This window comes from Thermoanaerobacterium aotearoense (genome assembly GCF_009905255.1).
Classification (GTDB): domain Bacteria; phylum Bacillota; class Thermoanaerobacteria; order Thermoanaerobacterales; family Thermoanaerobacteraceae; genus Thermoanaerobacterium; species Thermoanaerobacterium aotearoense.
Genome location: NZ_CP047602.1, coordinates 219,555 through 232,919, shown reverse-complemented (window position 1 = coordinate 232,919; position 13,365 = coordinate 219,555). Strand labels below are relative to the sequence as shown.

Here is a 13,365-nt window from a genome sequence, read left to right as displayed (position 1 = left end):
GCGAAAACCGTCCCTTATGAATCTAAAACTTAAGCTCTTCCTTCTGAGCCAAACATCCTCATCTTATTCTTTATTACTTCCTTCATAGCTTCTTTGCATGGACCTAAAATCTTCCTTGGATCGTACACTTCCTCATCGTTTTTCAATAGCTCTCTAAGCCTTGCAGCAAAAGCTTGTCTTATGTCAGTATCGATATTTATCTTATTTACACCTAAGCTTACTGCCTTCCTTATATCAGCTTCTGGAACTCCTGATGCACCGTGGAGAACTATAGGCATCTTAAGCATCTCTTTAATCTTTACAAGCCTGTCAAAATCGAGTTTAGGCTCACCTTTATATGGGCCGTGTGCAGTACCGATGGATATTGCCAAGTAGTCAACACCTGTCTCTTTTGCAAACTTAAAAGCTTCATCAGGATCTGTCATAGATGCTTCCCTTTCATCAACAGTTACATTGTCTTCTGTACCGCCAATTTTGCCTATCTCTGCCTCTACAGATACACCCATGCCGTGTGCAATAGTTACAACGTTTTTTGTCACTTCAATGTTTTTCTCGAGGGGTAACTTTGATGCGTCCATCATTACGGAAGTCCAACCATTTCTAAGACATTTCATGACATTGTTGAAATCTGTACCGTGATCTAAGTGTAATGCGATGGGAACTGATGCTTTAGTTGCCAATGTTCTTACGATTGCAGAAATTGTCTCTATGCCAGCATATTTTAAACCGCCTTCACTAACCTGGATTATGGCAGGAGATCTCATTTCTTCTGCAGCCTCAACAATGGCTTGTGTTATCTCAAGATTGCTCGTATTAAAAGCACCTACTGCATAGCCTTCTTCATTGGCTTTTTTTAATAATTCTATACCTGTTACTAACATCATAACACCTCCTTAATATATTTTACCCAATTGACGTGTATAAATCAAGAAAAAAGGTGCCTATGCGGCACCTTTACACTGCTACTCTTTCCAGTAAAATTTTATTTACGTATTCCTTGACTTTGAAAATATCGAAAGGTTTTTTTATAAATCTCTGCCCTTTAAAGCATTCATCAGGATCATCAGCAGACATGAAAATGATTTCCATGTCTGGATGTCGCATCTTCAAAGTCTTTGTAAACTCCAAAACATCACATTTCCCTATATGTATGTCAAAAATGCTCACATCAGGCTTAAAGCTTTCCAACTTTTCGTGCACTTTTTCAATTTCACTGCATGTTTTTGCAAGGTGTCCCTCCATCGTAAAAAGTTCTTTTAAGAGAGAACAGACACCTTTGTTATCATCTACAATAAAAATCCTCCCCAACTACAAAAACCTCCCTACTGCTGGCTTCCTCATAAATTAATTTTTCAACAAATTCAAACGTTTTTCTACCAACGCACACACAAATATATATATTCTACAAAAATTTTAATATTCCTCTAATCTAAAAAAATTTTTTTAAAAAAAGAGCGGATGTTTCTCCGCCCTTCTAAACGATGGTCTTTATATATTATGAAATAGTAGATTTGATAGTTCCACTCTTTAATTCGTTGAAATACTGTACTATGCCATTGTATATGCCTTGCGCCACTTTCCACTGAAAATTATCATCTGTGAGAAGCTGAGCATCCGTAGGACTTGTAACAAATCCCGTCTCCACCAAGACAGCAACCATCTTCGTCTGGTTTAATACCACCAAATTAGGCCTCTCTGATAAACCTCTATCCGTCGTGTTTATTTCCTGCATCAAGTTGTCGTGTATTATTTGCGCAAACGTCTTGTCATCCCTCGTGTCGCCATTGTATCCATTTGGATAGTAAAGAACTGTCGTCCCATTTGCAGATGGTGAGTCAAAAGCATCGCAGTGAATGCTTACAAACGCATCTGCACCTGCACTATTTGCCTGATCAGGTCTATCATAAAGTCCTACATATGTATCTGTGGTGCGGGACATCATGGTACGAAATCCGCCGTTGTCAAGAAGTGTCTTTAGCTTAAGCCCGATTGCCAATGCTATATCTGCTTCGTGTATACCTCCAACTCCTATTGCCCCTGGATCAGAGCCTCCATGTCCCGGATCTATATATATAAGCGGACCGTTATTGGAAGTCTGTCTGGGACTGCCAATATTAAATGAAATGTCAAATTCCTTTTTGTCCTGTGATTGTGTTATCGTATATGGAAGACTTGAAGACATACTTACAACAAGCCTTGTTATGGCAGGCTGAAGTTGGTTCTGTCCAATATAAGCCATGTTAAGTCCACCTTGATTTATGGAGATCTGCTTATTAGTGACCGCATTTATGGCATTATCAAAATCAAAGTACACCCTTACGCCAGAGCTGTCAGTCAGAATCCCTTTTTGGTACACCAATGGACCGTCTGCTTTTAAAGTCACTGTGTAAACGCCATTTGCATAAGTTGAACTAAAACTTGTGATGTTTACATTGTTTGACGCAGAAGGATCTGGTGTTTTTGATGTGACCTGTATTAAATACTTATCACCTATCCACTTCACATCATACCCTAAGCTTTCAAACAAAAATCTCATAGGAACGTAAGATGTATTGTAGTTTATGAGTCTTGCAGGCGCTGGAAGCTGTACTTGATTTCCGTCGACAGTGGCGTAATTTTTGCCTATGAAAAATTTGAAGACTTTTCCCTTTACTATAGTTATCGTCTGAGTAGTCCCATCCCAGTCTACACTGGCTCCTAATCCTTGTGCAATCGACCTTAATGGCACTATGGTGTTTCCGTCCAATATAAGCGGCGGATTGCTGCCTGTATTAAATGGATTCCTATCTACAGTTATGGTGACATCAGGCACGTTGTAATTTACAACTTTGCCGTCTACAACGATATTCCCGCTTAATGCGTACGAAGTAGAATGAAGTATAAAAATAAAAAGCAAAATAGATAGGATCGCGATGGCTTTTCTCAATTCTCTACCCCCTTTCGACAAAAATTCTATTATTTATAAACATATTTACATGATAGCCTATTTTTATTACAGATAAGTTACAGACACATTACAATTTATTAACTTCTTATGGATAACCAGAATTTCTTGATTTCCCGCATGCCATTAATAGGCTCATTTCGCCGCCATATTATAAAAAATACCTGTCTCCAGGTATTTTTCGACTTATTTGTTCAGATATTTATACAATGTCAATGTCATGTCATAGGCATCCTGCCATTTAACGTATCCACTTTTCAAAACGTCCATATACGCTTCTTTAGATACAAGCCCTTTCTCATAAGCCAATTTAAAAAGATCTCCACTATTGCCATCAGCCTCATTTCTATATCCAGCGTATGTCAAAAGTATATCCGCAGCTTCTTCCTTTGTAAGAGGCTTGTCTACAATGTATTTTTGCAAATACTGACTACCTTCGCTTAATAGCTGTTGCTTAGATGGCATAGACCTTTCTATCATTTTGTACGTCATATAATAAAACGATATGCTTTTTATGTTTTCACTAAGCTTAAAATCATTTGTATATCCAGGCACTACAAGACCCCAATGGAGGACAAACTTTAGACCGTCAAATGCCCAACTTTTTTCTACAGCTTCTTCTACTTTAAACGGCTTAAGGTACGCTCCTTGGCTTACTAATATGGACTGTATGTTTTTTATATCTTCTTCGCTTTTTGCGATGTCAGCAAATGATTTGTCTTTGGCTATGGAGTACGCTGACGCTACACCTGCCGCATCTCCTTCTGCCATGCCTATCGGTATCGTTCTGGCTGACCCTGCTGCTAAGTGGCTGTAGGAGGCTGATCGCCCTACTACAAGCAGGTTCTCTACTTTCTCAGGCACTATGCACCTAAATGGCACGGCATACTCTACAGGCTTTCCATACACATATCCTGTGTCTTCCGGTGATGTGGCTTGTATGTCTACTGGATATGAGCCTATTGCTATCCTGTCGTAGAAATCTCTATTGAATACCACATCGTTTATGTCAAGTGTGTAGTATCCTTTTATATGCCTCGTCTCTCTTATATACAGTTCGTCTGCTGTGCCGTCAAGCTGCACTTTCTCAAAACCAGGGATGTTTTCTCTAAAAAACTGCACTATCCTTGGAAGTTCTTTTTTTGCCAGTTCCATTCCTTTTTCTATTGATGATTGGTCAAGTCCGTCTACGCCGTATATCAAAAGGGCGTTTACTAATACTGTGCCATCATCTTGCCTGCCAAGGTTAAGCCCTCTTAACCTAAGCATAGGCGTTGAAGGCTTGTAGTTTTTTGTGATTGATAGAAATCCGTTTGCGGATGTATCGTTTATATACGTTGCTGGTATCTTTTTCTCGTATTTTATTATTTTTATTAGGTTGTTCCAGTCTATGCCTTTTAATCTAAATACAAGTGTCGATGCCTGTACTTTGCCTTTTACACCCATGTCTTCTGCGCCGATTGTGTACGGCACACCTGCAGATGCTGCGACTGAAGCATCCTGTGTTGCGTCGATTATCCTTTTGCCATAGTAGTTTACTTCTTTTCCATCCTTTAACGCTGTTATGCCTATTATCTTGTTGCCATCCATTATAGGCTTTTCAAATACAGTGTTGTACGACTGAGTGATGTTTGGAAGGTTTAAAAGCTTCAAGAATACTTCTTTTGCCTTTTTTACATCAAAGGAGTTTTTTGAGCCTATGCCTTTAAAAAACTCCTTAAATGTGCCTTGCGTAAGCAATGTGCCGTCAGGACCTTTGCTCATGTCTATAGTATTTAACATTCCGTAAGTCATGAGGCCTCCAGGGCCATCGTGTTTGTCAATGATTAAGACTTTAGCGTCGTTTTTTGCTGCGGACCTTGCAGCAGCAACGCCTTCCGGCTCTGCTCCTACCACTATGACATCGTACTGGCTTCCGTCTTTAGGAAGGTTAAGCTTTATAGGGCTAGGAAGATTTGCATTTCCCTCTATGACTTTAGCTTTAGCCTCCTGTGACGATTTTTTGTACTTTTCTACGTAAAAGTAACCGCCTACTGCTGTTATTATTAACACTGACACGATGAAAAGCGTAATGATGATTATAAAATACTTCTTAGGCAAAAAAATCACCTCAACATATTTCTCATATGTTGATTATATCATGATTTGTCTATATTTGAATATAAATTTCTCAGTCTTAATCATTCATAGTGTAAAGCCTCAATCGGTTTAAGCCCCGCTGCCTTGTTTGCAGGATACATCCCAAAGAATAAGCCTATCAAGAGGGAAAATGAGAATGATATTAATATCGTGTTTATTGATGGGCTTACCGTCATGTTCATGAAATGTCCCATCAGATACGATGCTATAAATCCAAAGATTACTCCTACTATCCCTCCTACTCCGCTTATGGTCAGCGATTCTATCATGAACTGCAGTAGTATGTCCCTTTTCTTAGCTCCTAATGCTTTTCTTATGCCTATTTCTCTCGTCCTCTCTGTGACTGATACTAACATTATGTTCATTATGCCTATGCCGCCTACTATTAATGCTATGCCTGCTATTCCGCCCAGCATCATGGACAGTGTGTTGCTGACGCTGTTTACTGTTGATAATAGGTCTGATTGGTTTAATATTCTATATGCGTTTGTGTCACCTTTGAATATTGTGTTTAGCATGTTTTCTACATGGTATTGTGCTATGTTTACGTATTGTTCTGATGATGCGCTTAGGTATATCTGAGTTATTCCTCTGTTTCTCTGGAATACGAACATCGTCTTTATTGGGATGAATATCGAGTCGTCATAGGAGTTTGATATTGATGAGCCTCCTGATGCTAATACTCCTACTACTGTGAAGTTGTTTCCATCCAGTTGTATTGTTTTGCCTAAGGGATCTGTGAATCCAAACAAATCGCTGGCTACGTTACTGCCTATTACCGCTACTTTTTGCCTCATGTCATTGTCTATTGATAGTATGAACCTACCTTCTCTTAATTTTAAATTTCTCAGTGTGGCATAGTTTTCGTTTACTCCGCTTATGTTTTCTTCGTATGATTGGTCACCGTACTTGGCATATGCGTTGGCACTCATTATTGGGGATATTTGCGATATGTACGGTGAGTCTCCTATTGACATGGCTTGGCTGTAGGACAGGGATGTGTCCATACCCCTGCCCATTATTGATACCATTATTAGGTTTGAACCCATGCTTTTTATCTGCGATGTTACTCCTTCTGTGGCTCCTTGTCCTAAGCTTACCAGTCCTATTACTGACATTACGCCTATTACTATTCCAAGCATGGTTAGAAATGATCTTAGTTTGTTGTCTATTATGCTTTTTAAGGACATTTTTATTGCCTGCATCAATGCCATTCTACGCACTTCCTTTTATTCATATATTTTGCCGTCCATTATTTTTACAGTCCTTTTTGCTTGGTTTGCTACGTTTATGTCGTGGGTTATGAGTATTATGGTGTTGCCTCTTTCGTTTAATTCTTTTATTATTTTCATGACTTCTTTGCCGCTTTGGGAGTCTAAGTTTCCTGTCGGTTCGTCTGCCAGTATAAGATGCGGATTGTTGGCTAAGGCTCTTGCTATTGCTACTCTCTGCTGCTGTCCTCCTGATAGTTCTGTAGGTTTATGGTGTATTCTTTTTTCCAGACCTACCATGGTAAGGAGCTCTACTGCTCTATTGTACCTTTCTTTTGCCGGTATGCCTTTGTATATCATTGGAAGTTCTACATTTTCTAATGCTGTAAGTTTTTGAAGCAGGTTGAAGCTTTGGAATATGAATCCTATTTCGCTGGATCTTAGTTCAGCCAGTTTGTTTTCATTTAGCTTGCTTGTGTCGTTTCCGTTTAGGTAGTATTCTCCTTCTGTCATTACGTCTAAACACCCTATTATATTCATCAGTGTGGATTTCCCTGAGCCTGATGGTCCTACTATTGATACAAATTCTCCTTCGTCGACGGTTAAGTTTATGTTGTCTAAAGCTCTTACTTCGTTGTCTCCCATCTTGTATATCTTTGACAGGTTTTTCATGGTGATCACATTTTTGTTTTCCATCGTCAATTGCTCCCATCTTTTAAAATTAGTGCATAGGAGGCACTCCTACTCCACCTAAAGCTCCAAATCCCCCACCTTGATTACTTTTACTACTGGAGTTTGTACTGCTGGTACTTGTCGCTGTTGGTACAACGACTTTATCTCCTTCACTCAATCCGCTTAAAATTTCAATATATTTGTCATTGTATATGCCAGTTGTTACTTGCCTTATATTTTTCATATTTTTCCCATTGCTATTTGAATTACTTTCATCATACAATATCACATATTTGCTATTTCCATTTGTCTGAACTGCTTCTATCGGAAGCAACAATGTGTTTTCTTTTTGTGCCACTACAATAGATACATTCATGCTTTGACCTAACTTCAACTTGTCTGTATACGGCAGTGATACAGTAACATCATAAGATGCTACATTATTTTGTATTGTAGGCACCGATGATATTTCCGTCACAGTTCCTTCAAATGTTTGGCCTTGCAAATCGTCTGTTGTAATATTGGCTTTCTGCCCTATTTTGATTTTGCTTATATCGGTTTCATCTATTGGAACATCTATTGAATAACCGCTGTTGCTTACTATAACCGCAGTATCGGCTTGGTTGTAGACAGATGAAAGATTGCTTATAGACGTGCTGCTGCCAGTATTAGAATTAGAGCTACTACTTGAAGATGCCGTATTAGAACTACTGCTACTGCTTGAAGATGTTGACGCAGAAGAATTTGAGTTAGAAAGCTGATCTCCTTCATTTATATTCTGTGAGATAATTATTCCGTCAATAGGCGCATAAATATTCAAATTGTTAACTTCGCTTAAAATGTTATTGTAGTTATTTTGTGCTTGTTGCAGATTAAGCTGATCTTTCTTAATAGTAGAATCATCTACTGTTGTAGTTATCGTAGCAATCAATGCACCTGCATTAATCTTCTGCCCTTCCTTCACATTTATCGATGCAACCGTTCCTTGAATTTGAGATGTTACTACATTTGTGTTCTTGACACTTAATGTGCCATTTTCAATAGCCCTTATATCACCATTACTCGTATGTATCGTCACCTGTGCTGAAGCACCGTCCGTCAATGCACCAGCATTTGATAAAGTTACAGTGACATAGTAATATGATGCACCATTGACAGGTATTGCTTGGGTTGAAACATCTGTCACAGTCCCTTCTACTGTTGCAAATGAATTGTACAAATAGACATCTGCTGTCTGTCCATTATGAATACTGCCTATCTGAGAACCGTTAAACGGCACTTTTATAGTAGCAGTAGAATAATCGCTGACAGTTGCCACTGTGGTGCCAGAATTTACAACCTGCCCTACTTTTACGTCGATGCTGTCTACAATGCCTGAGTATGGAGATACTATGTTTTGCTTTGATATCGTATCATTGTATGATTTTGTATCATTTTGAAGCTGCTGTTGTGCTATTTCCAAACTAATCAACGCATCATTTAACTGTGAATTAAGATCATCATCCTGTATTTGATAAAGAAGATCGCCTGCTTTTACTTTATCGCCTACTTTAAAATAAACTTTCTTGACTGTCCCACTTCCTTTCAGTGTAATCACTCTCTTGTCTGTATCAAGGTTTCCTGTTCCATCAACCGTCATCGAAATGTTGCCTTTTGTGGCCTCTACATAGGAAGTTCTGGCCGATGTAGGCGTGGCTTTGCTTTTTGTAAAGTAGTAAGTAGCGCCTGCTGCAACTACCAAAATAATGCTGGTTATAATTATTACCTTTTTATTCATGACACCGTCTTCCTCTCATCAATTTATTACACATATACTACAACTGGACTTTAGAGTTTTGATGTGAAAATTTTGTGAAATTTATGTGATAATCTCTCTCAATCTCTCTTTCACTTTCCGATTGTGCCTTAATTCTTTTATGGTATTGTTCTGTATCTGGCGTATTCGCTCTCGAGTCAGTCCAAAGATATTTCCGATCTCCGTCAGTGTCTTTAAATTGCAGCCAAAGCCAAATCGCATTTTAAGTATCATTCTTTCCCTCTCTGGAAGACTATCTAAAATCTTTCTGATTTCTTTTTTAATCTCTTTTTCTATGGCCATCTCCTCTACATCAATTGTATCGTCTTGTATAAAATTTATAAGCTCTGCATCGACTCTTTCATCATTGACGTATTGATTTAGACTTATGACATCTGTAGCGTATGACAGATAACCTTCTATCTCTTCTTCAGTATATCCTGTCAATCTGGATATTTCCTCTGTTGTAGCAAGACTTCCTTTTTTCTGCTCTATCAAATACCGCGCTTTCAATATTCGGTTTATTTTTTCATTTATATGGATTGGAAGCCTAATGATTTTGCCGTAATTGCCTATATATCTTCTCATGCTTTGCTGTATATACCAAGTAGCATAAGTAGAAAATTTGTAACCTTTGGTGTGGTCAAACTTGTCTATCGCTGTAAGAAGGCCTATCAATCCTTCTTGAACAAGGTCATCAAACTCCACGCCAGACTTTAAAAAGCCAGCAGCAACTTTGTCAACAAGCCTTATGTTGCATTCCACCAATACATCTTTAGCGCTTTCATCTCCATTTCTAAGCCTTTCAAATAAATTTTTTTCCTCTTCTTTTGTCAATAATTTTGGCATCCTATCATCCCCATCATTATCACTTATTTTCTATGTAAACAATACTACAACCGGACTTTATAGTTTTGATGTGAAAATTTTGTGAAATTTATGTGATAGATAAAAAAAGCGGAAGATGAAATATTCATCCTCCGCCTGATCATATTTAAGCTCCTTCACTTAAAAATTTGTACTGTGACATGTAGAGGTCATAATAAAGGCCTCTAAGATTCATAAGCTCATCGTGTGTGCCTGTCTCGACAATCCTTCCTCCATCTACCACCATTATCCTATCGGCATCCCTAATGGTAGAAAGCCTGTGAGCTATGACAAAAGACGTTCTTCCCGAAAGAAGTCTTTTTATGCCTTTTTGCACGAGCCTTTCCGTCTGTGTATCTATGTTAGATGTGGCTTCATCCAAAATCAATATGCGAGGATTTGCCAAAAGCGCTCTTGCAAATGATATTAACTGTCTTTGTCCCACAGAAAGCCTTGAGCCCCTCTCGTTTACCTCTGTGTCGTATCCTTTTTCCATCTTCATTATAAACTCATGAGCATTTACGGCTTTTGCCGCAGCTATGATTTCCTCGTCTGTAGCATCAAGCTTACCGTACCTTATATTTTCCTTTATTGTAGCCGAAAACAGAAACGTATCCTGCAGCATTATGCCCATCTGGCTTCTCAGTGACTCCAGCTCCACATGCTTTATGTCTTTGCCATCTATCAAGACAGCACCTTTAGATGGATCGTAAAAACGGCTTATGAGATTTACAATCGTAGTCTTTCCTGCACCAGTAGGTCCTACAAGCGCAATAGTCTCCCCAGCATTCACTTTAAAGCTTACATCATCTAATACAACACTGCCATCTTCATAGCCAAATGTGACATTTTTAAACTCAACATTCCCTTTTATCTTAGGCATCTTAATGGCATTTTTCATGTCTACAATATCTGGCTCAATGTCCATTATCTCAAATATTCTCTCTGCAGATGCGAAAGACATTACTAAGCTATTGTAAAAATTGCTTATGTCGAGGATCGGCCTCCAGAACATGCCTATATACATGGTAAATGCTATTATTGTCCCGATTGTGACGCCGTATCCCATAAACTTCGCACTAAAATAATAAAGTATTACAGCTCCAATTCCATAAGACGCGTCAACCATAGGCCAAAAAAGGTCATTAAGTCTTACAGCTTTAATGAAGCTGTCCATCATATCCTTGACAAGCTTAAAGAACACTGAAGAAGTCTTGTCTTCATTTGCAAACTCCTGCACAACTTTTATCCCTGAAAAATCTTCATGTGTGTAAGCATTAAACGTAGACCTCTTTCTTCTAAATTCCTGCCATCTTCTTCTTGACAAAGTCTCTATTGAAAAAAGCCCAACCACAAGCATCGGCAACAAAATCATAGATGCTAAAGCCAATTTGCTGTTTAAATAAAACATCATGGCACCAACGCATATTACTGTAAGAATCTGTGGTATAAAATTTGTAACGCTGTTGTTAAACAAATCCTGCAGTGAATTCACATCTCCTATAACCCTTGCTAAGATTTTGCCTACTGGCCTCGAGTCAAAAAACGAAAACGAAAGCTTCTGTATGTGGCTATAAAGTTCATGCCTTATATTTAAAAGTATGTCATTTGTGACAGAAGCCATCTTTACTATCCTGGTTCTTGATGCCATCATTGATAAAAAATTTAATGACACCATCAAAATCCCGATGACAAACAATCCGTTTATATCGCCATTTCGTATGTTTTTATCGATTGCTGTCTTCATAAGAACTGGATTTACCAAGCTTACAGCCATCTCAAATATTAAAAACATTATCACTACAAATACCTTTAATTTATATTTGCCAAGGTAACTAAATAGCCTTTTCAATATGACGAAATTTGACATTCGCCTTAAGTCTTCGTCTTGCTTCACCGTATTTTTAGCCATTTTCGTGCCTCCCTCTTTTTACAAATATTTTAGCTTAAGGCATCAGGTATGCCGTATTCTTCGTCGCTAAAATCTTTAAACTGCTCTAAGTAAATCTCATAGTATCTGCCTCTTTTTTCTAAAAGCTCATCATGTGTCCCTCTCTCGACGATTCGTCCATCTTCCATGTAAAGTATCATGTCTGCATTTTTGACAGCCGATATCCTGTGAGCAATGATAAACGTCGTAGCGTTTTTCCGCCTTTCGCTTAGATTTTTTAAAAGCCTAAATTCCGTATCCATGTCAAGAGCAGATGTGGCATCATCAAGTATCAATATCTTTGCATCCCTTATAAGTGCTCTCGCAATAGATATCCTTTGCTTTTGCCCACCTGACAGTCCTATACCCCTTTCACCTACTATCGTATCGTATTTGTCGTCAAACTCCTCCACAAAGTCATCTGCGCAAGCCAGTCTTAATGCTTCCTTTACTTCTTCGAATGACGCATCTTCTTTTCCAAATCTGACATTTTCTTCGATACTTTCAGAAAACAAAAATGTATCCTGCTGCACTACCGCCATCTGGCTTCTCAAATCGTGAAGATTTATGCTTCTTACGTCATGGCCGTCAATGTACACAGCCCCATCAAAGACATCATAATACCTCCCGATGAGATTTACCAAAGACGACTTTCCAGAGCCAGTAGTACCCATTATGGCAACAGTTTGACCCGCTGAAACCTTGAAATTTATGTCTTTTAAGACCATATCATCATGGTATTTAAAAAACACATGCTTAAATTCCACGTTGCCTTTTAATTCCTTTATCCTTATAGAATCTTCACTGTCTTTAATAGACGGAACGATATCCATGATCCTCATTATCTTTTTAGCTGACGCATCTGACTGCGCAATAAGATTCGTCAAAAATCCCAACATCCTCATAGGCCATATAAGCATGTATATATATCCGCTAAAAGCCACCAATTCCCCAATAGATAGAGAACTTTTAATGACCAGCATGCCGCCAAATACCACCAATATGACGATAGAGAAATTCGTCAAAAAATCTATGGGCGGAAAATACTTGGCCACTATCCTGTTTTGCTCCATTCTAAGCTCAAAATTTTCATTATTTAAGCTTAGAAATTTCATGATCTCGTACTTTTCTCTCGCAAAAGCCTTCACAAGCCTTACGCCAGCTATATTCTCCTGTGCCGCCGTATTCATAAGCACACCTTGATCACTTAGCTTCCCATAAGATATGCCAATCTTTTTTTTAAACTGAAGTGCAAGATACCCAATGATAGGCATTCCCAAAAGACTTACTAAAGTAAGCTTCCAATTTATAAAAAAGAGTATTGTGGATGCTGTGATAAAATATATCATATTTTCAATAAACAGCCTTATGCCAAACGAAACGCTCCTCCACACATTGTCAACATCTTCGCCTATCCTTGACATAAGCTCACCTGTATTCATATTATCAAAGAAGCTAAAAGGAAGGCTTTGAATGTGATCAAAAAGATCCTTCTTTATGTCTACGCTTATCTTAGCTGAAAGCACATCAAATATATACTCTCTTAAATATCCTAATACGGTCCTCACTGCTGTAATTGCAATAAAAGCCCACAAAATTGGCCAAAGAAGGCTCTTGTCACCGCCTATAAATACTTTGTCGGTAATTATCTCCTGTAGATATGGATTAAACATATCAAGTGCGATTGCCAGTACCATGGCAATAGACGGCACTATCACATACAATTTGTACCTTAAGACGTATTTTAAAACTCTCCTCAAAAGAATCCCCCCTTAAAAAATAAAGACTGTACAAGAACATAGTCTTA

10 protein-coding genes are annotated in these 13,365 nt (G+C 38.4%); all 10 read right to left on the bottom strand.

Features of this window, described 5'->3' with window-relative positions; all coding sequences use genetic code 11:
- Positions 1–29: 29 nt before the first annotated feature.
- Positions 30–881, bottom strand: coding sequence for a class II fructose-1,6-bisphosphate aldolase (locus GSH73_RS01115; protein ID WP_014757279.1), 852 nt, complete (start codon positions 879–881; stop codon positions 30–32).
- 73 nt (positions 882–954) lie between these two features.
- Positions 955–1,308, bottom strand: coding sequence for a response regulator (locus tag GSH73_RS01110; protein WP_014757280.1), 354 nt, complete (start codon positions 1,306–1,308; stop codon positions 955–957).
- Between the two features lie 187 nt (positions 1,309–1,495).
- Positions 1,496–2,926: an N-acetylmuramoyl-L-alanine amidase gene (locus tag GSH73_RS01105; RefSeq protein ID WP_014757281.1), complete on the bottom strand. Its 1,431-nt coding sequence runs from the start codon at positions 2,924–2,926 to the stop codon at positions 1,496–1,498.
- A gap of 204 nt (positions 2,927–3,130) precedes the next feature.
- Positions 3,131–5,044 carry an FAD-dependent oxidoreductase gene (locus GSH73_RS01100; protein WP_014757282.1) on the bottom strand — a complete coding sequence of 638 codons (1,914 nt, stop codon included), beginning with the start codon at positions 5,042–5,044 and terminating at the stop codon, positions 3,131–3,133.
- A gap of 80 nt (positions 5,045–5,124) precedes the next feature.
- Positions 5,125–6,297 (bottom strand): ABC transporter permease, encoded by a 1,173-nt coding sequence (locus GSH73_RS01095; protein WP_014757283.1) that lies wholly within the window; start codon positions 6,295–6,297, stop codon positions 5,125–5,127.
- A 15-nt stretch (positions 6,298–6,312) separates the two neighbouring features.
- Complete coding sequence (locus tag GSH73_RS01090) at positions 6,313–6,990, bottom strand: ABC transporter ATP-binding protein (protein WP_014757284.1); 678 nt, start codon at positions 6,988–6,990, stop codon at positions 6,313–6,315.
- Between the two features lie 25 nt (positions 6,991–7,015).
- The gene (locus GSH73_RS01085; protein ID WP_014757285.1) at positions 7,016–8,743 is read right to left on the bottom strand and encodes an efflux RND transporter periplasmic adaptor subunit; all 1,728 of its coding nucleotides are present in this window, start codon (positions 8,741–8,743) and stop codon (positions 7,016–7,018) included.
- Positions 8,744–8,824: 81 nt separating this feature from the next.
- Positions 8,825–9,610, bottom strand: coding sequence for a sigma-70 family RNA polymerase sigma factor (locus GSH73_RS01080; protein WP_014757286.1), 786 nt, complete (start codon positions 9,608–9,610; stop codon positions 8,825–8,827).
- A gap of 145 nt (positions 9,611–9,755) precedes the next feature.
- Positions 9,756–11,540 (bottom strand): ABC transporter ATP-binding protein, encoded by a 1,785-nt coding sequence (locus GSH73_RS01075; RefSeq protein WP_014757287.1) that lies wholly within the window; start codon positions 11,538–11,540, stop codon positions 9,756–9,758.
- Between the two features lie 29 nt (positions 11,541–11,569).
- Positions 11,570–13,318 (bottom strand): ABC transporter ATP-binding protein, encoded by a 1,749-nt coding sequence (locus GSH73_RS01070; protein ID WP_014757288.1) that lies wholly within the window; start codon positions 13,316–13,318, stop codon positions 11,570–11,572.
- Between the last annotated feature and the right edge of the window lie 47 nt (positions 13,319–13,365).

What these genes read in the sequence shown, in the direction of transcription:
- GSH73_RS01085 (WP_014757285.1), bottom strand. Translation starts at nt 8,743, where the DNA reads ATGAATAAAAAGGTAATAATTATAACCAGCATTATTTTGGTAGTTGCA.
- GSH73_RS01115 (WP_014757279.1), bottom strand. Translation starts at nt 881, where the DNA reads ATGTTAGTAACAGGTATAGAATTATTAAAAAAAGCCAATGAAGAAGGC.
- GSH73_RS01075 (WP_014757287.1), bottom strand. Translation starts at nt 11,540, where the DNA reads ATGGCTAAAAATACGGTGAAGCAAGACGAAGACTTAAGGCGAATGTCA.
- GSH73_RS01090 (WP_014757284.1), bottom strand. Translation starts at nt 6,990, where the DNA reads ATGGAAAACAAAAATGTGATCACCATGAAAAACCTGTCAAAGATATAC.
- GSH73_RS01095 (WP_014757283.1), bottom strand. Translation starts at nt 6,297, where the DNA reads ATGGCATTGATGCAGGCAATAAAAATGTCCTTAAAAAGCATAATAGAC.
- GSH73_RS01080 (WP_014757286.1), bottom strand. Translation starts at nt 9,610, where the DNA reads ATGCCAAAATTATTGACAAAAGAAGAGGAAAAAAATTTATTTGAAAGG.